Source organism: Marinobacter sp. PE14, assembly GCF_053566155.1.
Genome location: NZ_JBQXNY010000002.1, coordinates 87051 through 109203, shown reverse-complemented (window position 1 = coordinate 109203; position 22153 = coordinate 87051). Strand labels below are relative to the sequence as shown.

Genomic DNA, 22153 nt, shown 5'->3' with positions numbered 1-22153 from the left:
AAGTCTCATTTTTTGTTATAGCGTAAAACTAGCAGGGCACAAAAGATTATCCAATTGTCCAAAAGATAATGCCTGTGGCATGCTCGAAAAGCGATACAGAAGCGTATACGTATAAAAACAACGAAAGAGTCAATTTCCTGATGACGGCACATAAGACCTTATTACTATGCAGCTGCGACAAATCACAGACCTTCGATTCAGAGGCTTTGCGCAAAGCCGCGGGCGCTGAACAGGCGATTGCAGTTGATCAACTGTGCGGCAAGGAACTGAGTGTTGCCGCCGAGCATCTGGGCGCCAGCAGTGACGTCCTGATTGCCTGTGGCCAGCAGGCGGCTTTGTTCGAGCGCCTCGCAGAGGACGTTCACGCCGAGACCCAACACGCCGCTCCACTCCTATCCATTGATATCCGGGATCGTGCTGGCTGGAGCGCCCCCGACGCGAAGCCCGAGCGCCTGCACGCGAAGCAGGCAGCCCTGATTGCCGCCGCCCAATTGCCGTCGCCCATGGCCCCGGCAAAAACCATTCAGTCCAACGGCGTTTGCTGCATCGTCGGTCCCACCGAGAAGGCGATCCGGATGGCCGAGCTGGTGCAGGACGAACTGGGTGTTACCTGCATTGTTAATGATGCCGGCCCCATTCAGCTGCCATCCGCCGCTTACGACGTGGCCAAGGGCCAGCTGACGGGAGCCTACGGTGCACTTGGCAATTTCAAGCTGGAATTTGCTCACCTGCAACCCTTGCACCCGGCCGGTCGCGGCGAACTGGGTTACGAGGCGGCCAAGCCCACTGCCCGCAGTGAATGCGATGTGTTTATCGATCTGCGCGGCGGCGCCCCGGCATTTCCGAGCCACGAGAAGCGCAACGGCTACTTTTGGGCCGACCCGGAAAAGTCCGGCGAGCTGGAGCGCATTGCCCTGACGGCAAGGGAAATGGTGGGTGAATTTGAAAAAACCGTGTACTTCAGGCTCGAAGAGTCTTTGTGCGCGCACTCCCGGGCCAACAAGCCGGGCTGTACCCGGTGCCTGGATGTCTGCCCGACGGAGGCTATTTTTTCCTTTGGGGATCACATCCAGATTGATTCGGATATCTGTGCCGGTTGCGGCTCCTGCGCTGCCGTCTGCCCCACCTCTGCAGTGACCATGAATGAGACGCCGTTCGAGGCGCTCACCAAGGCTGTGGAAGTGATGGCCAAAGTCTATCGCGAGCATACCCACGAATCGCCCCGCCTGGTTTTCCATACCCTGGAGGCTGGCACAGAGGCCATTGCCAACCTGGCTCGCTACGATAATGGTCTCGCGGATGATCTGATCCCGATGGGGCTGGAGCATGTCGACCGGGTCGGCCACGCTGAAATCATGGCGGCGCTTGGCGCCGGCTACGCCGAGGTTCTGATCCTTGCGGACAACGAGCTGGACCGCCGTGCAGTGACCGCAGAAGTGGAGCTGGCCCAGGCCCTGCTCAAGGGTACCCACAACTCGCCGAGCCGGATTAGAGTTATTTCCGCCATTGAGCTTTGCGACGCCGGCGATAATGCCGGTCGCGTGAGCGACCCTGTACTGTTAGTGGGCGGTCGCCGGGATATCACTCGCGTGACAGTGGCTGCCATGTCGGAAAAGATCGAAGAGCCGATTCCGTTGCCCAAAGGTGCGCCTTACGGTGCCATCGAAATTGATTCCGATAAATGCACGCTCTGCCTTGCCTGTGTATCACTATGCCCGACGGGCGCGCTTGGCGACCATCCGGATCGACCCGAGGTGCAGTTCACGGAAAACGCCTGTGTCCAGTGTGGTATCTGCGAGAGTACTTGCCCGGAGACCGCCATCACCCTGAAGCCCCAGCTCGATGTGTCCAAGGCGGCGCTCAGTGCCCGGGCGTTGCACGGTGAAGAGCCATTCGAATGCATCAAGTGTGGCACCCCGTTTGGCGTTGCCAGCACGATTAACCGCATCGTCGAGAAACTGGAAAACCAGCACTGGATGTACAAGAACTCTGATAACGTGCAGCTCATCAAGATGTGCGATGACTGTCGGGTCAAGGCCCAGTTCCATGGGAGCACAGCGCCAATGGCCGGTGGCGAGCGCCCGCGGGTCCGCACCAGTGATGATTATCTGGACAGTTAAAAACAACAGGACACACCATGGTTGAGTACACCGAAGTAGGAAAAAAACCGAATCTGATCGGAACTGACGCTCCGAGGCCTCAGGACAAGAACCCGAGGGGCGTGGATCGCATTATTGCCATTGCGTCGGGCAAGGGCGGCGTTGGTAAATCGACCGTGTCGTCCAACCTGGCTGTGGCCCTGGCCTCTAAAGGGCTGAAGGTCGGCTTGCTGGACGCTGACGTCTATGGCCCGAGCCAGCCCCGTATGCTGGGGGTTTCCGGTCGTCCGTCCAGCCCGGATGGAAGCACCATCCTGCCGCTGAGGAATCACGGCGTAACGCTGATGTCCCTGGGCCTGATGGCACCGGAAGACGAAGCTATCGTCTGGCGCGGGCCGATGTTGATGGGCGCCTTGCAGCAGATGATGAACCAGGTTGAATGGGGCCGGCTTGACGTGCTGCTGGTGGATCTTCCGCCGGGCACCGGTGATGTCCAGATGACCCTGAGCCAGAAGTTCTTCGTGGCGGGTGCGGTCATTGTCTCGACACCGCAGGATATCGCCTTGATGGATGCTCGAAAGGGTATTGATATGTTCAAGCGAATGGAAGTTCCGCTGTTCGGGCTGATCGAAAATATGGCTTCATTTGTCTGCGATGGCTGTGGCAAGGAACACCACCCGTTTGGGCACGGCGGCGCCCGGGCCGAGGCGGAGAAACTGGGTTCGCCCTTCCTGGGTGAGATTCCGCTGGATCTCGATATCCGGGTGGGCTCGGATGGCGGTGTCCCGATTGTGGTCTCGAAGCCGGACAGTCCCCAGGCGCAGGCCTTTCAGCGCATTGCCGATGAAATTATTGCCTCTGACGTCTACGCCCGGGCCATCCAATGATCGAATCACCCCAGTTCCCGCCGTTACTTACGGGAGAAGTGGTACCCAGACACATGGACCCGTTCGATAAAGCCGTCAGCCGCGCCATCGCGGGGGTCGATTCCGGCACGGTGTTCTACTCCGAGCAAAGCGACACCCTGCGCGCGGCCCTGGTCCTGGCACCGGAAACACCGCTTGAAGAGGCTATTCAGGCAGTCTATGTGGCCCAGATTGGCCTTGCCGAGAGTCTGGGTGCGTTGGCTCCGCCCGAAGTGCCGGTGCATTTTCAGTGGCCCGATCGCATCAAGGTAAACGGTGCGCTCTGTGGCAGTGTCCGGTTCGCATCGGATGTGTCCGATCCCAAGGCCTACCCCAACTGGCTGGTGATTGGAATTGAGGTACCGTTCATTCCGATGACAGACCAGCCGGGAGAAAATCCGGATGAGACCTGCCTGTATGAAGAAGGCTGCATCGAAATCACGCCCATGGCCCTGCTGGAAAGCTGGTCCAAGCACACCTTGCTGTGGCTGACCTACTTTTTGGACAGCGGCTTTGAGCGGGTACACAACGAGTGGCGGCCAAGATGCGATACTCTGGGCAAAATGATTGAACTGCCCAGACCCGGCACCTTCGTTGGCCTGGATGAAAAAGGCCGGATGCTGTTGCGTCAGGATGTCATGACCGAGACATTGAGTTTGATCGAATTCGCGGAGCACGTATGAAACTGGCCCGAACCCTTCAGCTGGATATTTCCGACGAAAACGTATTTGAAAAGCCTGCACCCAGTGGTGAGTGGGCGATCTCCGGTGGCTTCGAGTTTTCCAACTGGACCGAGGCAGACCTGAAAGGCAAAGCCCGTCAGGCGTTCAGTAACGGCTGGTACAGCATTGAATCAGGCGGGCGCGCCAGTTTCGTGGGTGTCTGCAACATTACCGAACCGGAACTGGAGCATGTTCGCCGGACCCTCGCGCAGACCTTTGTTGACCATTACGGCGCGCCGGATATCGACGCGGCCTATCCGGTTGCCTGTGAGGAAATCGACCAGATGCGCAGCATGTGCGAGGATTTCGAGGACAACACATTGTTGATGGTCAGCCGCACCCTGACCGAACTGGGTGTCGAGGAAACCTACCGTTCCCGGGGGCCTCAGGATGCTTCACTGGAAGCCTTTGCGGTTCACGGCAGCGTCGACTGATTACAGACCGAAGCTGCCGTAAGGAATAAAGCGCACGGGAGTGCCCGGCTCGATCTGCTGGGCGCTCTCATCCAGTTCCACCAGCCCCTCGGACCAGGCCAGGCCGGTCACCCGGCCGGAGCCTTCCGAACCGAACACCTCTACCTGCCCATCGCGGACTCGTGCCCGCAACATCTCGCTGCGCCCGGGCTTTTTGTTTTTCGCAAAATTCGCCGGCATCACATACGCCTGAGGTTCGAACCATTCTCCGCCCGCAAGTAATGCCATGGCCGGGGCGCCAAACCGCAGGGCACAGACCCAGGCGGCGACCGGATTGCCCGGCAGGCCCACTACGGGCGTGCCCTGGAACATGGCGAGGGCCAGCGGGCGGCCTGGTTTGATGGCAATGCGCCAATTGCTGATGTCGCCGTGGGCTTTCAGGGTTTTCGACACGTGATCTTCGTCGCCGGCCGATACGCCGCCGCTGGTGAGGATCAGATCGCACTGTTGCGCCCCTGTTTCCAGAGCCGATTTGACCTCTTCAGCCCGATCGAGTGCATGGCCAAGGTCCACCAGCTCGTAGCCCAGTTGCGAGACCAGGGCGCTGAGCATCGGCCGGTTGGCGTCGTAGATCTGCCAATCAGTGACCGGGACGCCCACCGGCTTTACCTCATCCCCGGTGGACAGAACGCCAACCCGCAGCTTCTGGTAGACGTCGACCGACTCCACCCCAACGCTTGCGAGAACGGAAATCTGCGTGGGCGTCAGACGAGTTCCTGCGACCAGGATCCGATCCTGAGCCTGGATGTCTTCACCGGCTTTGCGGGCATTGGCGCCCGCTTTCAGCGTGCCGTTCAGGTACAGCTGGCCATCCCGGACTTCGCAGTCTTCTTCGAGGACCACTGTGTCTGTCCCGGACGGAATGACTGCGCCGGTGAGAATCCGGATCGCGTGTCCCGCGGGAACCTGGCCTTTGAAAGGCTCGCCGGCGGCACTGCGACCATCGACCAGAGGCAAGGAGCAGGGAACATCCGTTACAGGGCCCGCCAGTGCATAGCCGTCGACTGCCGAGTTGTTGCTTGGTGGATGTGCACGGGGCGCGTAGACGTCGCTTGCCAGGATACGGCCGTTTACCCGGGACAGCGGAACGGCGTGTTCAGTCTCCACCACAGGGTGCAACCGTGAACGCAAACGCTCAAGGGCCTCTTCAACCGGAGTCCAGTTGACGCCAGGGGGCAGGGCAAAGCAGTCGTTGCGAAGCGGTTTCATGGATCTTCGGCTCCCGGTTATGCCGTTCAGGCTTGCTGACGGTTTAGAATAAAATCAGCGATGGCGGAGATGTCGTTTATGTCGAAAACGGGGCCCGAGAATTCGGCTGCGTAGTCCGACGCCACAGCAACAATGCTCGGGTCCTCGGTGAACAGCGGTGACCTCGACCCCTCTCGTCTATGCACCTCGATCTTGGCGTGGGTGTGGGTCTTGAATCCCTCCACCACGACCCAGTCGCAGGGGCTCAGCCGTGCCAACAAGTCATCCAGCGTCGGCTCCGCCGCCCCCCGGAGTTCGTGCATGATGGCGAATCGCTGACCGCCGGCGAGGATGACCTCCCGGGCGCCGGCGTCACGATGTTTGTAGCTGTCTGTTCCGGGTTGGTCCACATCCACCATGTGGTGGGCGTGCTTGATCGAATTGACCGTTAACCCCCGGCTGGACAGCTCACGAATCAGGGCCGAGGCCAGGGTGGTTTTTCCGGAGTTTTTCCAACCTACGATGCCGATAACGTTCACTTCAGGTTCTGCTCCGCCCAGGCCAGATCTTCCGGCGTATTGATGTTAAAAAAGTCGCCCTCGTTGAACACCACCAGGGTTTCGCCCTGGGCCTGAGTCCACTGGCGGATCTTGCGAACCCCATCGTTCAGGGCCGCCCGGAGGTCGTGGCGCAAGGATACCTGCCAGCGACCAAATGTTGGTTGCGGCAGTCGGCCCCGCTCCGGGTCTGGCGTGGCTGCCAGTACCACCGGGGTGTCATGCCCGGCCAGTCTTGCGGCCAGGTCCCGGGGGAAGGATGGAGTATCCGCGGCAACGCTGATCAGCCAGTCATGGCCCTGCTCGGCCGCCCAGTCCATGCCGGCAAGAACACCGGCCAGCGGGCCGGGAAAGCCCTCAATGGAGTCTGCGACCACCGGCAAACCCAGATCGTCAAATCGGTGTATATCGCCGTTGGCATTCAGTACCACCGCATCGACCTGCGGTGTGATTCGCTCAATTACACGCTGGATCAGTGACTGGTCGCCGAGCATAAGCCGGCCCTTGTCGCCGCCGCCCATCCGGTTTGCCTGGCCGCCGGCCAGGATGACTGCGCAATCGGTCACGCCGTGCCTCCGTCAATCATGCTTAGCCCCTTTTCGACGCAGCTTTTTGTCTTCATCGGGTACCTGCGAGAGGTCCTGATCGAATACCAGGCGGTGTTGGCCGCTCAGACAGGTGAATTTCTTGCCCCGCATCCGGCCGATCAGGGTCAACCCGACTTGCCGGGCAATGTCGACGCCCCAGGCGGTAAAGCCGGAGCGGCTGATCAGCGTGGGAATGCCCATGAGCGATGTCTTGATCACCATTTCCGAGGTGAGTCGCCCGGTGGTGTACAGCACTTTATCGGCCGCGGGAATATTGTTCAGGTGCATCCAGCCGGCAATCTTGTCGACAGCATTGTGGCGCCCGACATCCTCCATGTAGGCCAGGATCTTCTGGCCCTGGCACAGCGCGGTTCCGTGGATGGCGCCGGTCTCCATGTACAGGCTGGGTGTGTGGTTGATCTGGTAGGAAAGGTCGTAAAAGGTGCTGGTGTGTACCGGGGTGTCTGGCAGAGACAGCCCTTCCAGTCCCGCCATCATGTCGCCGAAGACCGTGCCCACCGCGCAGCCGGAGGTGCGGGTTTTCTTTTCCAGCTTGTCTTCAACATCGGTAACACTCGATGTGCGAACCACGGCAACCTCAAGTTCCTCATCAAAATCGATCCCGGTGACCTCATCGGTCTCTTTCAGCATGCCCTGGTTCAGCAGGAAACCCAGGGCCAGGTACTCGGGATGATCGCCAATGGTCATTGCCGTGACGATCTCCTGGCTGTTCAGGTAGATGGTCAGAGGGCGCTCCTCGATCACGCTGATCGATTTGGCCTCGCCGTTTTCGTCAACACCTTCTACCGGCCGCGAAAGCCGGGGATCTTCGGGATCGGGAAGTATGGGATTAATCGTCATTTTTGTTATAGCCGTTTCATGAATGCCGCAGAATGGAAGTTGTACGGAGATTGCCAGAGATTAGCTTATTTGGCATTCCGGAAAAACAGCTGCTTTCAGCCAATAAAAAAACCCCGGCATGGCCGGGGTTTTTGCTCAGGGTAAAACCGGGTGAGGTCGGGGGTCTTAAACCTTTGCCCGTTTTGTCTTACCGGGCGTTCGGGAAGAACAGTTGCTGCCCGTCTACCTTGAAGTCGGCAATTGCCTTTTGTCCATCATCGGAAAGCAGCCAGTTGTGCCATTTTGCGGCCATCTCATGCTTGAGGTGCGGGTGCTTCTCTTCAGAAAGCAGCAGGCTGCCATACTGGTTGAACAGCACTTTGTCGCCTTCGAAGAGCAGCTTCAGGTTCTGGCGGTTTTCAAATGCGACCCAGGTCGCGCGGTCTGACATCACATAGGCATCCATGGCGGCTGCCGTGTTGAGCGTGGGGCCCATGCCGCTGCCAAGTTCCCGATACCAGCTGCCGCCTGGTTCAACACCGGCGCTTTCCCACAGACGCAGTTCTGCGCGGTTGGTGCCACTGTCATCACCACGAGAGGCAAACGGTGCCTCTGTTTCGGCAATGGCAGACAGCGCTTCAGCGGCGGTTTTCGCTTCGCTGATGTTGGCCGGATCATCGGCAGGGCCAATCAACACAAAGTCGTTGTACATCACGTCGGCCCGCTCTGTTGCGTAGCCGTTTTCGACAAAACGTTTTTCGCCGACGGTGTCGTGCACCAGAAGGCTGTCGGCATCACCACGGCGGGCGATTTCGAACGCCTGGCCGGTACCAACGGCGACAACACGCACTTCGATGCCAGTGGCGTTTTCGAACTTTGGCAGGATCGAATCAAACAGGCCCGAGTTCTCGGTTGAGGTTGTCGAGGCCAGCGTTATGTAGTCTTCGGCGTGGGCGCTGAAGGCAAGGCCCACGGTCGTGACGGCTGCAAGAACCAGGTTAAGGGTCTTTTTCATCTTGTTTTCTCCTTTTGGTATTCATTCATCAAGAAATCGGTGGTCCGATGCGGTTTCTTATTGGTGGATCAGGCTACGAGCTCGCCGTTGAGGTAGGCTTGTGCTTGGCGCGAGGCAGGGGCTCGGAAAAAGATATCTGCGGATGTGTGCTCCTGTACTTTGCCCTCAGAAAGGAACAGGACGTCGCCGGCCAGTCGACGTGCCTGGTGTAGATCGTGCGTGGTCATTACAACGCGGGTACCCTGCTTGTGAAATTCCTGCACGGCGACTTCCACGGCCTTGATCGCAGCCGGATCCAGTGCGGAGGTGGGTTCATCCAGAAACAGCACTGCCGGTGCGAGCGACCAGGCTCGTGCCAGTGCCAGGCGTTGTTTTTCACCGCCGGACAGCACCCGGGCGGGCGTGTCTGCGCAGGAGGACAGACCGAACCGCGCCAGGGCTTCGAGTGCCAGTTCTGTGCGCAGCTTGCGTGGCACGTTGTTGACGGCCAGTGCGTGCCTGAGGTTGGCCAGCGCCGAACGGCGCAGAAGCACGGGCGTCTGAAAAACCATGGCCTGCCGGGGCGCGCTGGTACCTGACCAGGTCACGGCTCCCTCCGTCGGTGTGAGCAGGCCGTGCGCCAGTCGCAGCATCAGGCTCTTGCCGGCGCCATTGGGGCCCATTACCAGCGTGGGGCCTGGGCCATCGAGCGTGAATGAGCAGGGACCAAAAAGCCGGTGCCCGAACGGGTTGAACTCAACGCTTTCAAAACGCAGCGAAGGTGGTGCGCTGAGCTCGATCGAGTTGCTGAGAGGCACGTTTAACGAAGTCATCCCATGCGCCTTTTTGCCATTTCACTCAGAATGTAGGCCGTTGCGTTAATGGCCATAACCAAAGTCAGGAGCACAATGCCCAGACCCAACGCCAGGGGCAGGGCGCCCTTGCTTGTTTCCAGCACGATGGCTGTGGTCATGACCCGCGTTACGCCATCAATGTTGCCGCCAACCATCATCACGGCGCCCACTTCGGCGCTGGCCCGCCCGAACCCGGCGAGCAGAACGGTCAGCAGGGCGAAGCGGGCATCCCAAAGCAGGGTGGGCATCATGCGCGCCCTGGACATGCCCAGGGAGACAAACTGTTCCCGGTATTCACCAAGCAACTCCTCCACTTTTTGCCGGGAAAGCGCAGCGAGAATGGGCAGTACCAGAATCACCTGCGCAATCACCATGGCGCCGGGGGTGAACAGAAGCCCCAGCTCCCCGAGAGGCCCGGCCCGCGACAGCAGAAGGTAAACGCCGAGCCCGGCCACAACCGGAGGTAGCCCCATGAGCGCATTCAGCGCCACAATCACTCCGCCGCGACCGGGGAACTGCCATAACGCGACTGCCGCACCCAGCGGAAATCCCAGCGTTGCCGCAATCAGGACTGCCAGAAGCGAAACCTGCAGCGAAAGCACCACGATCTGGTACAGCGAGGCGTCGAGATTCACCAGTAGCGACAGCGCTACGTAAAACGCATTATCTTCCACAGCAGCGTCTCCTTAGTGTTGAGCATCGTGGCGTTTTTAACTACGCTTTGCACAGCCTGCTGAAAAATATGCAGCCAAAAACAGTCTGGTGCTTTTGCCCGATCCGCCGGAGAAACCGATGTCCCTCCCCGCTTACCTCACTACGGCCGAGGCCGCCGAGTATCTGCGCCTGAAAGAACGCAAGGTCTACGACCTGGTCAGCCAGGGTGTTATTCCCTGTGTGCGGATTACCGGAAAGCTATTGTTCCCGCGCCAGCGTATTGATTTGTGGCTGATGAACCATCTGGAAGGGGACGACGCGATCAGTGCGCCAACCCCGCCGGTGCTGGTGGGTAGTCAGGACCCGCTGCTCGAATGGGCGGTAAAGGAGAGCAGCGCAGAGCTGGCCATGTTGTGCCAGGGAAGCGGCGATGGGGTGCAGCGGCTGGTCGATGGTCGGGCCATGCTCGCGGGTATGCATATCTGGCACGCCGAGAGCGAGCGTTATAACGATCCGGCAACCCTGGGTTTGACCGGGATGCGAGACCTGGTGCTGATTCGTTGGGCCAAGCGTCAGCAGGGCCTGCTCCTGGCGCCGGGCAATCCCCACAAACTGACACGACTGGAGGATATCGCGCGGCCCGGCCTTCGCCTCGCCCATCGACAGCCGGATGCCGGCGTCAGTCATCTGTTGCAGAGCCTGCTTGCCCGCTATCGTATCGAGGGCAGTCAGCTGACCTGGGCCGAGCATCCTTCACTCAGCGAGGATGATCTGGCCCTGGCCATTCGCCAGGGGGAGGCGGATGTGGGCATAGGTATAGAAGCGGCGGCAAGACGCCAGGGCCTGGCGTTCATTCCGCTGCAGCAGGAGCATTTTGACCTGGCCATGCGCCGGCGCCATTACTTCGAACCGGCCATGCAGCGATTGCTGGGTTTTGCTCGCAGTGAACGATTTGTTCAGCGAGCGGAGGCATTGGGTGGTTATAATATCAGTGAGCTTGGAAACGTTGTGTACAACGCCTGAGCAAAAATAATAAACAGGCAGATCAAGCAGGGGCCTGCATGGGGTCAATCGGAAACAGAACTGTCAAAGAGTTCAGCGGCGCTTTGGGTGACATTGGTACACTGTTGCCACTGAGCCTCGGAGCCATTGGCGTGGCCGGGCTGGCGCCGGTACCGGTTCTGCTGGGATTTGCCCTCTTCTATATCGCCACCGGGCTTTATTATCGCCTGCCAGTACCCGTGCAACCCATGAAAGCGGTGGCCGCGCTTCTGCTTACCACCCAGGTCAGTGCCCAGAGCCTGGTTGCCAGTGGTGTTCTGATCGGCGCGATTCTTCTGATTCTGGGTTCAACTGGGTGGATCAACCGGGCTGCACGCCTGGTGCCAGGTTCGGTGTTGAGCGGCCTACAGTTGGGGCTGGGGTTGTTGTTGGCCAGCATGAGCCTGGAACTTATGACCACCTCTTTGCCGTTGGGGCTCCTGGTCCTTGCGTTGCTGGCCATCACCCTGAAACTTTTCCCCAGTTGGCCTGCGGCATTGCTGGGTCTTGCCGTGGCGATGGTTCTCGGGGCGCTGCTGGGCTCGCCCGGCCTCCCGCTACCGGCGGATCCCGCGATTTTCTCGATGCCGGAGCCGCCCTCAATGGATGACTGGCAGCAGGGATTTTCCATCCTGGTGCTGCCACAACTGGCGCTGACCATCACCAACGCGATCGTTCTGACGGCCCTGGTGGTCGGGGATTATTTCGGCGACCAGTCCCATCGGGTCTCGCCTGGGCGTCTTTCCGTTACAACCGGCCTGGCTAACTTGTGCCTGGTACCTTTCGGTGCCTTGCCCATGTGTCATGGCGCTGGCGGTGTTGCGGCACACTATCGCTTCGGTGCCCGCACCGGACTTGCGCCGGTCCTGCTGGGCGTGGGTTTGCTTCTGGTGGCAATCGTGCCGGGCGGTCTATCGTTTATCGCCGCCGTTCCCGCGGCTGGTCTTGGCGCTCTTCTCATGGTCGCAGCAGTCGAGCTTGGCCTCACCAGGCGTCTCTGGACCGCGAAACCGTCCTGCTGGCCGGTGATCGGAATCACCGCGCTGATAACTTTCTGGGCCGACCCGTTTTTCGGTTTCCTGGCCGGAGTGGCCGCTGAGACGTTCCGGACTGCCTGGGTGCGGGGGCGGTTCAATGGTGTGCATCAGGACTGAAAGAGTCGCCCTGATCGGATAACACACCTCTAATGCCAACGCCTTTATCCTGCGGGTCGATCAGGGCGCCTGGATTCAGGATGCCCTGTGGATCCAGGAAGTGCTTGCCCGCCGCCAGGGTCTGACGAAACAGCGGTGATGTCTGCTGCTCATATCCAAAGCGATGATCCCGGCCAACCGCGTGGTGATGTGTGACGGTAGCACCCTGCTCGGCCAGCACTTCCATGGAGATGCGCTTGAGCTGTTTCCACTTGTCCAGCGCCTTGCCCAGATCGCCGGTGGTGTCGCCCACGCAGTAGAACGTGAAATAGGGCGCGGGACCGTCCGGGTAAACGTGAGTAAAACGGCAGGAAAACGAAAACGGTCGTTGCGTGATCTCCCGAAGCGCGGTCTCCATGGTCGATTTTACCGCCTTGTAGAGGTCCGGGAACTTGTCCCAGGTAATCGCGGTTTCGAAGGTGTCGGCAATCATGCCCATGGCCGTCAGGCGGTTACGCCAGTAGGGCATTCGAATAAAGGCATTGCGCCACGACTCGACCTCGCTGGCCCCTTTCTCTGAATGATCCGGGGTATAGGTAATGCCATCTTTCTGCAGAACGCCGCCATGCTCCTCGGCAATAGCAACGGCCCGTTCGATTTTCTGGTCTTGGGGATGGTCTGCGGATTCGAAGCCAAGAACGAGGATGGCGCACGGCCTGTCAGCAATCCGGTTGATGATCACTTCGGCTTCATCGAGCAGGCGGCAGTTCGACGGAAACAGGCCCGATTGCGCAATCTGCCGGACCGCATCGACGCCTTTCATAAAACTGTCAAACCGCACCGAGGCCGTGGCTCTCCAGGTGGGACGGTGCTGCAGTCGCATGGTTGCCTCGGTAATGATGCCCAGGGTGCCCTCCGAGCCACAGACCATGCGGTCTGCCGAAGGACCGGCGCCTGAGCCGGGCAAGGCCCGGGTCTCGATAATGCCTTTGGGCGTGATCAGTCTGGTTGCTTCCACCATGTCTTCAATGTGGGTGTAAACGGTCGCAAAGTGCCCGCCAGCCCGTGTGGCGAGCATGCCTCCCAGACTCACGAAGGGAAAGCTCTGCGGATAATGGCGCAGCGTCAAACCGTGCTGTTTCAACTGCCGTTCGAGATCCGGGCCTTTGATGCCAGCCTGAATCCGTGCCCGGCGGCTGACCGGATCGATCTCTAGAATACGGTCCAGGTTCTCCAGATCAACGCTGATGGTCGCCCGGTAGCTGTCGCCAACATCGGGCTCTACGCCGCCACAGACGCTGGTGCCGCCACCAAAGGGGATGAGTGCAATGTTGTTTGCGGCCGCATAGCTGAACAGTTGCTGGATGTCGTCTTCGGTTTTGGGAAAGGCAACGGCGTCGGGCGGATTATGCACTTGCCGCATCAGCATCCGGGCCATATCGGCGTAGGACTTTCCGTAGCTGTGTACCAGACGGTCGTAGGGCGTAGTGGAAATAATGTCTGACAGGTGCTCGGGAATCGATGGTAATCGGGATGCGGGAAGCTCGAAGTCTTCAACCGCTGGTGGCTCAATCTCCATCAGACCTTCCGGTACAAACATTTTTGTGACCGTTTCGATCATGGCATGTTCGTCCGGGTGCAGATTCTCGTCTGCATAGCCCCAGCCCCAGAATCGCAGGGGTTTGCGGAGTGACTTGGTGCCGGATTCAGACATCTGGTTCTCCATCTGTGAAGGGGCTGCCCCGTTACTCTGAACACTTCATCCTTTGAAATGATATCCTCGTACACCACTATCAGGCACGCAAATAAATCCTGAATGCCGCTATCCTTCAGGCCACCTTTAATGAGGAGTTCGAGCCTTACCCATGAAAGTTATTATTCGTTATTTTTTCCGCACCCTGCGTCTGGTACTGACGCCCTTTATGCTACTCAGCGAAAAGCTCAGCACGCCAGAAAGCGTGAATCGAAGCGCTGAAGAGCAGGCCCGTGTCGATGAGGCCAGCAAGGATCTCGCCCTTTACCAGTTCAAGGCTTGCCCGTTCTGTATCAAGGTAAGAAAGGAAATTGCCAGGCTGGGTCTCAACATCGAAACCCGCGACGCCCAGCATGACCCGGAGCATCGTGCGGCGTTGGAAGCCGGTGGTGGTCGTGTCAAAGTGCCCTGCCTGAAGATTCGGCATGAGGATGGCAGTGAACGTTGGTTGTACGAGTCTGGTGAGATCAAGGCATGGTTACAGGAGCGGTTTGAGCCGGCCTGATTGCCGTTGTTGATCTCTTGGTTGATGGGCAAGTGCATCGGGTCTTGCTCTCCTGGCTGGCGGCATCTGATTGCTAGCGTCAACCATTGCTATGTCTATGGTTTATTTCAGATTTGCGAATTCCAGAATCAGGGAGCGGAATTTACCTGCCGCCGGTGATAGCGGTCTCCCAGAGCGCTGCATCACACCGTAACGTGTCCGCAAAGCTTCAATGCCTTTGACAGGAATGGTCGTCACCTGCCCAATGGCTAGCAAGCCGGCCACTATAGGTCTGGGCGCAATACTGATGGCCTTGCTGCCAGTAACAATGGCCGCGAGCATGGCAATATTGTCGCACTCGATTCTCCGTTTCAGCCCGCCTTGTTGCGCGCTCATGGCCTGGATATTCCGCTCCATATCTTCAGGAACACGGGTCATGGCCAGGGGATAATCGAGCAAATCTCCCCAAACTACCCCCTTTTCCTGGGCCAACGGGTGATCATGACGACAAAACACAACAACCTCGGGCTGCGGCAAATGGGTAATGTCCAGATCCGGATCGCCAGACAACTCGCCGGTATCGGCCACAAAAAGCTCTATCTCATGATCCAGCAGCGCAAGGCGTAAGCCCTGCCAGTTATCTGTTCGTATGTTGAGGCGGATTCCCGGGTATTGATCCACAAACCGGGCACAGACCTTGTCCATCAGGGCCAGCGCCGGGTAGGGGCCAGTTCCGATATTCAATTCGCCTGTCTCAAGCTCGTCGATGGCCTCGACTTCCTGCCTTAAAGACTCTGCCGCGGCCAGAAGGCCCCGGACATGAGGCAGAGCGGCCCGCCCATGCGCGGTTAAAACCACCCCGAAGCGCCCCCGATCGAACAGTCTTGCCCCCAGTTGGCGCTCCAGTTCCTGGATGCTGCGACTTAACGCCGGTTGAGACAGGTGCACGACCTCAGAGGCGCGAGCAAAACTGCCGCACTCAACCAACGCCATGAAGTGCCGGATGTGTCGTGTGTCCATGGCACTATATCTATGCGTTTTGCGCATGCTAAGTCAAGAAACATTGCATTGGATGAACGGAACACCTCGCTTCAAACTGCAGTTACGTGGCGCACGATTCAAAACCAACAAAACCCAGGTGCCGCCAAAAAGAGGAGATTCCGCATGCTACCCCTATTCAAGAAGGCCATGCTGGCAGCGTTAGGTGCCGGTTTACTGTTCCCAGCGATCGCTCAGGCCGAAACCTCCAAGCCGGCAACTGCGGTGACAGCAAAGGTTAACCAGGCAGTACTGAACGATCTGCCGTTTGCTGACACGCGATCATTTGAGGATGCGCGTCGTGGTTTCGTGGGTGCGCTGCCGAATGGCCAGGTACTGGACGAAGAGGGGCATGTGGCCTGGGACATGGAGCCCTACGCCTTCCTCAATGGCGATTCAGCTCCGGATTCCGTCAACCCCAGCCTGTGGCGCATGGCGCAGTTGAATGCGATCCATGGGCTGTTCGAGGTGGTGGATGGCATGTACCAGGTCCGCAACATGGATCTGTCCAATATGACCATCATCGAGGGTGACAGCGGCCTGATCGTCATTGATCCCCTGCTGACGCCTGCAACGGCGCGCGCCGGTCTGGAGCTTTATTACCAGCACCGAGGCAAGAAGCCCGTTGTGGCCGTGCTTTATACACACAATCATGCGGATCATTTCGGGGGTGTGAAAGGTGTGGTGAATGAGGAGGATGTCCGGGCTGGGAAGGTGCGGATCTATGCTCCGGAGGGGTTCATGGAGCATGCAATTGCAGAGAACGTGATTGCCGGCAACGCGATGACCCGTCGCGCCACCTACCAGTTTGGCGCCGGCTTGCCTCCAGGCGTTAGAGGCCATGTCGACACCGGGCTTGGCAAGGCATTGGGTAGTGGCGGGCTCAGCCTCATTGCACCCACGGATACGGTACCTGACAACGCCAATCTGACCATTGATGGTATCGAGATTGAGTTCCAGATGGCCCACGGCACCGAAGCCGAATCTGAGATGATGATGTATTTCCCTCAGTTCAGTGTGCTCAACACCGCCGAGATCACCAGCCAGCAACTGCATAACATCTACACCATCCGCGGAGCCGCGATTCGGGACGCCAATTCCTGGTCCAAATTTATCGATAAGGTACTGGTTCGCTTCGCCGATCGCGCGGACATTCTGGTGGCCCAGCATCACTGGCCGATCTGGAACCCCGAGGAGATCACGCATTTTCTGGAAGTTCAAAGGGACCTGTACAAGCATATCCATGATCAGACGGTTCGTATGATGAACCGCGGCATGTTGCCCGGGGATATTGCTGAAAACCTGCAGTTGCCTGAAAGCCTGAACCAGGAATGGTCAGCGCGCGGTTATTACGGAACCGTCAGCCACAATGCCCGCGGTGTATATCAGCGCTACATGGGTTGGTATGACGCCAATCCCGCCAACCTAAACCCCTTGCCAACTAGTGAAGAATCCAGACGCACCATTGATTACATGGGCGGTGAGGCGGAAGTGCTCCGAAAGGCCCGCAAAGACTTTGCCGACGGCGACTATCGCTGGGTGGCATCAGTGATGCGACATCTCGTGTATGCCAACCCTGAAAACCGTGAAGCGCGCGAACTGGGGGCGGACGCTCTCGAGCAGCTTGGCTACCAGGCTGAGGCGGGCACCTGGCGTAGTGCCTACCTTGTTGGCGCGCACGAATTGCGCCACGGCGTGATTACGCCGAAACATGTGGGGCTGCAGCCAGACCTGATGCAGGCGCTGGAAACCAGCATGTTTTTTGATGCCATGGGGGTAAGGGTTGACCCGGAAAAAACGGCTGGAAAGCACCTGGTGATTAACTGGTCCATTACCGACAAGGGCGAGGATTACCGGCTGAACTTACAGAATGCCACGCTGACCCATCGGTCAGGGGAACTGGACGAGCATGCCCACGCCAGCGTGAGTATGTCCCGAGCGGTTCTGGACAATATCCTCCTGCAAAAAACCAGTTTCCCGGAGGCGGTGGAGGCAGGCGATATCAAGGTTGAAGGATCAGTGGACGCCTTCTTTGGCCTGCTGCAAATGCTCGAACAGCCGCCATCAAACTTCGCCATCATTGAACCGGTGGCGATGCAATGATCAACGAGAGCTTTGATTACATCGTCGTCGGTGCCGGCTCTGCCGGCTGTGTACTGGCAGACCGCCTGTCAGCCGACGGCCAATATTCTGTCTGCGTGTTGGAGGCCGGGGCCGGCAAGGGTTCGTTCACAATCCGGACGCCGGGCGCTTTTGCTGCCCATATGTTCATCAAGACATACAACTGGGCGTTCAACGCCAGGCCCGACCAGCGACTGCGTGGTGGCCAGCCTTTGTTTACCCCTCGTGGCAAAGGGCTGGGGGGGAGTTCGTTAATCAACGGTATGTTGTATGTGCGGGGCCAGAAAGAGGACTACGACGAGTGGGAGGCTCTGGGTAATGAAGGCTGGGGCTATGCCGAGATGTTGCCTTACTTCCTGAAATCGGAACACCACGAGACGCTGGCCGGAACCCCCTATCATGGCAAAGGCGGCAACCTCTATATCAGTGCTCCGGAAACGGCCGAATATCCGATGTCTGGAGTCTTCGTCGATGCGGCCCGACAGGCCGGTTTTCGCTACAGCAGTGATTTTAACGGCGCCGAACAGGAAGGTGTGGGGTATTTCCACCTGAACATCAAAAACGGCCGTCGGTTTGGTGCCGCCGATGCGTACCTCAAGCCCGCGATGAATCGCCAAAACCTGACCGTGCTTACCGAAGCGCGGGTGAAAAAAGTGGTGCTCGAGGGCAAGCGGGCCGTTGCGGTAGCGCTTCGTCACAAGGACAAAGACCTGGTGTTGCAGGCAAATCGGGAAATCATTCTCAGTGGTGGGGCAGTTAATTCACCACAGTTGCTTCAGCTTTCAGGCGTCGGAGACTGCGACGCGCTGGAAAGCCTGGGTATTCGGTGCCTGCATGAATTACCGGGAGTGGGCAAGAATCTTCAGGAGCACGTGGACGCCTGCGTGCTGGTCTCAAGCAGAAAGAACAATGGCTTCACGGCCTCGTTCGGCGGCATGCTGAAAATGCTCCCGGATACGATCCGATATATCGTCAGTAAACAGGGCAAGCTTGCAAAATCCATCACCGAGGCTGGCGGCTTTATAAGGTCCAGTGACAGCGTTGATCGCCCGGATGTTCAGCTTCACATGCTGCCGTTGTTGTTCGATGATAGCGGCCGTGACCTGAAACTCATGTCCAACCCCGGTTATTCAGTGCATGTCTGTGTGTTGCGGCCGAAGAGCACAGGTACGGTAACCATAACGTCGGCCGATCCGTTCGCGGCGCCGGAGATCGACTACAACTTCTTTGCCGATCCCGATGACTGCAAAGTCATGGTGGATGGTATCCGCCAGGCCCGCCGGATTCTCGCGGCGAAAGCCTTTGACGATTATCGGGGTGAGGAACTCCACCCGGGCGCAGATCGACAGTCCGACGAGCAGATCATTGAAAAGGTGAAGGAAAAGGTGGGCCTGGTGTACCACCCGGTGGGCACCTGCAAAATGGGTACTGACAGGATGGCGGTAGTGGACCCACAATTCAGGGTGCATGGGCTCGAGGGTCTGCGTGTGGTGGACGCTTCCATCATGCCGCGGCTGATTAGCGGCAATACCAACGCGCCTACGATTGCCATTGCCGAAAAGGCTGCTGACATGATCCTCAAGTAGGAGGTGGGTTCCGACATTCGGTCCCTCATTGGTCTCGGCGGGGAGATTCGAGAGAAACGTCAATAAGTCCGTGCTGAAGCTTTTTCAAAAGATGGAGCAAGCTGACGCCGTCATCAAAACTCATCTCCTGCATGGCTTGTCGGTAAAACTCGGCAATGGTGTCCTGCAGTCGATTCCAGAAAGTCCGACCAGATTCGGTCAGCACCACCAGCCGAGCCCGGCGGTCTTGGGGATCCGGTATCCGAACGACGTGCCCATCTCTTTCCATTCGTTTGAGGACGCCATCGAGGTTTTGGCGACTGACGTAAAGGTACTCTTTCAACTGGTTGAATGAGGTGCCGTCTTCGAATCCTTCTCGGGACAAAGCACCCAGTACTGCCCACTGCACAGCACTGATGCCCATCTCATTCTGAACCTGGCGCTGCAGAATGTTTCCAGTCTGGAACAGGCGAAAAAATAGCCGGTTGGGAATGCCTCCGGATTCGTTAACGATCATTTCGTATCCCATTGGTAAAGAATGGTTCGCAAGACGTTTGAGTCTATTCATCAGCGATATCTTCACATAGATCCGGGGTGATCTTCCGCATTTTCTTGCGTCACGCCGAAGGAGTAGGGCACCTGGAATCCGGAGTTCCCTGAGGTCTCGCAGGAAACTCCGTAGTCGCAGTCTTCACTCAGTTATTGATCAGTTTGCACTTGCTCTCGGATAGCGGGCGGAACGCTTCGTCGCCGGGAATAGTTCGAACGATCTTGTACAGATCCCACTCGCCGGTAGATTCTTCCGGTGTTTTCACCTGGGCCAGATACATGTCATGAACCATGCGGCCGTCTTCACGGATACGACCGTTTTTGGCAAACATGTCGTTGATCGGAGTCTCTATCAGATGCTGGCGGACAGTTTGGGAGTCATCCGAGCCAGTAGCTTCCACCGCCTTCAGGTATTGCATCGTGCTGGAGTAGATGCCCGCATGCACCATGGTTGGACGGGTGCCGGTTTCTTCCATGAAACGATCAGACCACTCACGAGTCTCGTCGTTCATGTCCCAGTACCAACCGGTAGTAAGCTGCAGCCCCTGAGCCGCCTGAGGACCGAGAGCGTGTATGTCACTGATAAATACGACAAGCCCGGCAATGGTTTGGCCTGACTGGGTAATACCGAACTCTGCCGCAGTGGTGATCGCATTGGTGGTATCTGCACCGGCGTTTGCCAGAGCAATGACATCGGCGCCAGAAGCCTGGGCCTGCAAAATAAATGAAGAGAAGTCAGGAGTCGGGAATGGGTGGCGGATGCTTCCCAGAATCTCACCACCATTGGCTTCTACAACCCGTGTGACGTCCGCTTCCATGGCATGACCGAAGGCATAGTCTGCGGTCAGTATGTACCAGGATTTGCCGCCTTCCTGAACGATCGCGGTTGGGGTGCCAATGGACAGTGCGTAGGTGTCATAGACGTACTGAATATGATTTGGGGTGCAGTGTTCGTTGGTGATGCTTGAGGCTGCGGACCCGGAGATCATCGCCAGTTTGTTGTTCTCTTCAAGGATCTTGGTGGTGGCGATTGTCACAGAAGAGGCCACCAAACCGCCAACCATGTCGACTCCGTCGTTTTCTACCCAGCGACGCACGGTGCTGGAGGCAACGTCCGGGCTGTTGCGGTCGTCAGCACTGACTACCTCAATGGTGGCATTGTTGACCTTGCCGCCAAAATCAGCAACCGCCATTTCCATCGCCGTCAAACCATTCGGGCCGGCAAGATCACGGTACGTGCCAGACATGTCAGCGAGATATCCCAGCTTAACCGTATCTCCAGATATGGCAGCCTGGGCACTGCCTGCCATAAGAGCTGAGGCAACGACTGAGGGCAGAAGCTTTTTTGTATTTTTCATTGTTCTATCGATCTCCGCTACGAAACTTGTTTTGGTTTGGGTTCTTGTTGCTTTTGTCAGGTTGATTCGTTTGCTTACTTGGGTAGGTATTCCTTCGCAATGATGTTTTTCATGATCTGGGCTGTGCCATCGCCAATCTGAAGACCAAGAACATCTCTCAGGCGCTGGGCAAACGGCAGGTCCTCACCCCAGCCGGTATGGCCGTGGGCCAGCAGGCACTGTTTCACCACATCAAAGGCCAATTTCGGTCCCCACCATTTATTCATGGCGGCTTCGGCGTTATGGGGCAGGTTGTTGTCCTTGAGCCATAGTGCGTGGTAGCACTGCATGCGCGCAGCATGAACATAGGTCTGGTATTCAGCCAGCGGATGAGTCAGACCCTGGAACGCGGACAGGTTCTGGCCGAAGGCGGTTCGCTCGGTCAGCCATTGCCAGGTTTCATCCAGGGATTGTTGCGCGACGGCCAGGCACTGCAGGCCGATCAGGGCGCGGCTGTAATCAAAGCCCTGCATGACCTGTTTGAAGCCTTTTCCCTCGTCGCCCATCATGTTGACGGCGGGCACTTCCACGTTATCGAAGAAGATCGAGCCGCGACCGATAGCACGCTGGCCGTTGTCCTCAAAACGGGTAGTGGTGATGCCTGGACTGTCCATGGGCACCAGGAACGCGCTGATGCCGGAGGCCCGTTGTTCCACCGTGCCGGTACGGGCAAAGACCACTGCCACGTCGGCCTGGTCGGCCATGGAGATTGACGTTTTCTCACCGTTGAGCACGTAAACGTCGCCCTTCTTCTCTGCTTTGAGGCGCAGGTTGGCGGCGTCGGAGCCGCCGTGGGGTTCGGTCAGTGCGATGCAGGCCACTTTTTGGCCGGTGGTCATGCCGTGCAGCCACTCCTTCGCCAGGTCTGGGGCCGCGTGGCTGGCAATGATCTGGCCGTTCAGGGAAGTCAGCAGGGGGATGTAGCCAACGTTGAAATCCCCTGTGGAGATTTCCTCGATGATCAGGCCACTGGTAACACAGTCCATGCCGCTGCCGCCGAACTCTTCGGGCAGTTCGCCACCAAGCAGTCCCATCTCGCCGAGCTGGCGGATGACATCCTTTTCGATGACGCCTTCCTGATCCCGTTTGCGGTAGCCCGGAGCCAGCACCTCGGCGCTGAAGCGGGCCACAACGTCGCGGATCGCGTTCTGTTCTTCATTAAATGCGAAATTCATGGTGTTCTCCGGGAGTGTCTGTGA

At 58.3% G+C, this 22153-nt stretch carries 21 protein-coding genes; 9 read left to right on the top strand and 12 right to left on the bottom strand.

Annotation, left to right across the window (positions count from 1 at the left end):
• The first annotated feature begins 140 nt into the window (after nucleotides 1-140).
• From ACWJ62_RS06405 to ACWJ62_RS06390, 4 genes are read left to right on the top strand one after another with little or no spacing between them, the layout of a single operon-like run.
• Complete coding sequence (locus tag ACWJ62_RS06405; protein WP_449285430.1) at nucleotides 141-2120, top strand: 4Fe-4S binding protein; 1980 nt, start codon at nucleotides 141-143, stop codon at nucleotides 2118-2120.
• Nucleotides 2121-2137: 17 nt separating this feature from the next.
• On the top strand, nucleotides 2138-2986 hold the full coding sequence (locus ACWJ62_RS06400; protein ID WP_449285429.1) for an Mrp/NBP35 family ATP-binding protein: 849 nt from the start codon (nucleotides 2138-2140) through the stop codon (nucleotides 2984-2986).
• Nucleotides 2983-3687, top strand: a complete 705-nt coding sequence (locus ACWJ62_RS06395) for a biotin/lipoate--protein ligase family protein (protein WP_449285428.1) — start codon at nucleotides 2983-2985, stop codon at nucleotides 3685-3687. The genes ACWJ62_RS06400 and ACWJ62_RS06395 overlap by 4 nt, the downstream gene beginning before the upstream one ends.
• Nucleotides 3684-4160 carry a DUF6505 family protein gene (locus ACWJ62_RS06390; protein ID WP_064229096.1) on the top strand — a complete coding sequence of 159 codons (477 nt, stop codon included), beginning with the start codon at nucleotides 3684-3686 and terminating at the stop codon, nucleotides 4158-4160. Before ACWJ62_RS06395 ends, ACWJ62_RS06390 begins: the two co-directional genes overlap by 4 nt.
• On the opposite strand, the gene ACWJ62_RS06385 is transcribed toward ACWJ62_RS06390, so the two are convergent.
• From ACWJ62_RS06385 to ACWJ62_RS06355, 7 genes are all read right to left on the bottom strand, one after another.
• Entirely contained in the window at nucleotides 4161-5408 is a 1248-nt protein-coding gene (locus ACWJ62_RS06385) for a molybdopterin-binding protein (RefSeq protein ID WP_449285427.1), read from the bottom strand.
• 26 nt (nucleotides 5409-5434) lie between these two features.
• Nucleotides 5435-5926 (bottom strand): molybdopterin-guanine dinucleotide biosynthesis protein B, encoded by a 492-nt coding sequence (gene mobB / locus ACWJ62_RS06380; RefSeq protein ID WP_148609964.1) that lies wholly within the window; start codon nucleotides 5924-5926, stop codon nucleotides 5435-5437.
• Nucleotides 5923-6510, bottom strand: a complete 588-nt coding sequence (mobA, locus tag ACWJ62_RS06375; RefSeq protein WP_449285426.1) for a molybdenum cofactor guanylyltransferase MobA — start codon at nucleotides 6508-6510, stop codon at nucleotides 5923-5925. The genes mobB and mobA overlap by 4 nt, the downstream gene beginning before the upstream one ends.
• A 12-nt stretch (nucleotides 6511-6522) precedes the next feature.
• The gene (locus ACWJ62_RS06370; protein ID WP_449285425.1) at nucleotides 6523-7392 is read right to left on the bottom strand and encodes a formate dehydrogenase accessory sulfurtransferase FdhD; all 870 of its coding nucleotides are present in this window, start codon (nucleotides 7390-7392) and stop codon (nucleotides 6523-6525) included.
• Nucleotides 7393-7579: 187 nt separating this feature from the next.
• Entirely contained in the window at nucleotides 7580-8386 is an 807-nt protein-coding gene (locus tag ACWJ62_RS06365; RefSeq protein ID WP_449285424.1) for a substrate-binding domain-containing protein, read from the bottom strand.
• A gap of 68 nt (nucleotides 8387-8454) precedes the next feature.
• The gene (locus ACWJ62_RS06360) at nucleotides 8455-9198 is read right to left on the bottom strand and encodes an ABC transporter ATP-binding protein (protein ID WP_449285423.1); all 744 of its coding nucleotides are present in this window, start codon (nucleotides 9196-9198) and stop codon (nucleotides 8455-8457) included.
• Nucleotides 9195-9893, bottom strand: a complete 699-nt coding sequence (locus tag ACWJ62_RS06355; protein ID WP_053113881.1) for an ABC transporter permease — start codon at nucleotides 9891-9893, stop codon at nucleotides 9195-9197. Before ACWJ62_RS06355 ends, ACWJ62_RS06360 begins: the two co-directional genes overlap by 4 nt.
• A gap of 118 nt (nucleotides 9894-10011) precedes the next feature.
• Here ACWJ62_RS06355 and ACWJ62_RS06350 point away from each other — a divergent pair, with 118 nt between their 5' ends.
• Both ACWJ62_RS06350 and ACWJ62_RS06345 read left to right on the top strand, forming a co-directional pair.
• The gene (locus tag ACWJ62_RS06350) at nucleotides 10012-10896 is read left to right on the top strand and encodes a substrate-binding domain-containing protein (protein WP_449285422.1); all 885 of its coding nucleotides are present in this window, start codon (nucleotides 10012-10014) and stop codon (nucleotides 10894-10896) included.
• A gap of 38 nt (nucleotides 10897-10934) precedes the next feature.
• Entirely contained in the window at nucleotides 10935-12068 is a 1134-nt protein-coding gene (locus ACWJ62_RS06345) for a putative sulfate/molybdate transporter (RefSeq protein WP_449285421.1), read from the top strand.
• On the opposite strand, the gene ACWJ62_RS06340 is transcribed toward ACWJ62_RS06345, so the two are convergent.
• Nucleotides 12046-13761, bottom strand: coding sequence for an FAD-binding oxidoreductase (locus ACWJ62_RS06340; RefSeq protein ID WP_449285420.1), 1716 nt, complete (start codon nucleotides 13759-13761; stop codon nucleotides 12046-12048). The genes ACWJ62_RS06345 and ACWJ62_RS06340 overlap by 23 nt on opposite strands.
• Before the next feature lie 151 nt (nucleotides 13762-13912).
• Between ACWJ62_RS06340 and ACWJ62_RS06335 the strand changes: the two genes are divergently transcribed.
• Complete coding sequence (locus tag ACWJ62_RS06335) at nucleotides 13913-14305, top strand: glutaredoxin family protein (protein WP_062782960.1); 393 nt, start codon at nucleotides 13913-13915, stop codon at nucleotides 14303-14305.
• Nucleotides 14306-14407: 102 nt separating this feature from the next.
• Here the strand turns inward: ACWJ62_RS06335 and ACWJ62_RS06330 are convergent, their stop codons facing one another.
• Entirely contained in the window at nucleotides 14408-15304 is an 897-nt protein-coding gene (locus ACWJ62_RS06330) for a LysR family transcriptional regulator (protein WP_449285419.1), read from the bottom strand.
• Nucleotides 15305-15448: 144 nt separating this feature from the next.
• Here ACWJ62_RS06330 and ACWJ62_RS06325 point away from each other — a divergent pair, with 144 nt between their 5' ends.
• Nucleotides 15449-17425: an alkyl/aryl-sulfatase gene (locus tag ACWJ62_RS06325; protein ID WP_449285418.1), complete on the top strand. Its 1977-nt coding sequence runs from the start codon at nucleotides 15449-15451 to the stop codon at nucleotides 17423-17425.
• Nucleotides 17422-19029: a GMC family oxidoreductase gene (locus tag ACWJ62_RS06320; protein ID WP_449285417.1), complete on the top strand. Its 1608-nt coding sequence runs from the start codon at nucleotides 17422-17424 to the stop codon at nucleotides 19027-19029. Before ACWJ62_RS06325 ends, ACWJ62_RS06320 begins: the two co-directional genes overlap by 4 nt.
• A gap of 25 nt (nucleotides 19030-19054) precedes the next feature.
• On the opposite strand, the gene ACWJ62_RS06315 is transcribed toward ACWJ62_RS06320, so the two are convergent.
• The 3 genes from ACWJ62_RS06315 to aliB form a co-directional block, all read right to left on the bottom strand.
• Nucleotides 19055-19525, bottom strand: a complete 471-nt coding sequence (locus ACWJ62_RS06315; RefSeq protein WP_148609976.1) for a MarR family winged helix-turn-helix transcriptional regulator — start codon at nucleotides 19523-19525, stop codon at nucleotides 19055-19057.
• A 178-nt stretch (nucleotides 19526-19703) separates the two neighbouring features.
• Complete coding sequence (locus ACWJ62_RS06310) at nucleotides 19704-20915, bottom strand: ABC transporter substrate-binding protein (protein WP_148609977.1); 1212 nt, start codon at nucleotides 20913-20915, stop codon at nucleotides 19704-19706.
• A 74-nt stretch (nucleotides 20916-20989) separates the two neighbouring features.
• Nucleotides 20990-22129, bottom strand: coding sequence for a cyclohexanecarboxyl-CoA dehydrogenase (gene aliB, locus ACWJ62_RS06305; RefSeq protein WP_148609978.1), 1140 nt, complete (start codon nucleotides 22127-22129; stop codon nucleotides 20990-20992).
• Between the last annotated feature and the right edge of the window lie 24 nt (nucleotides 22130-22153).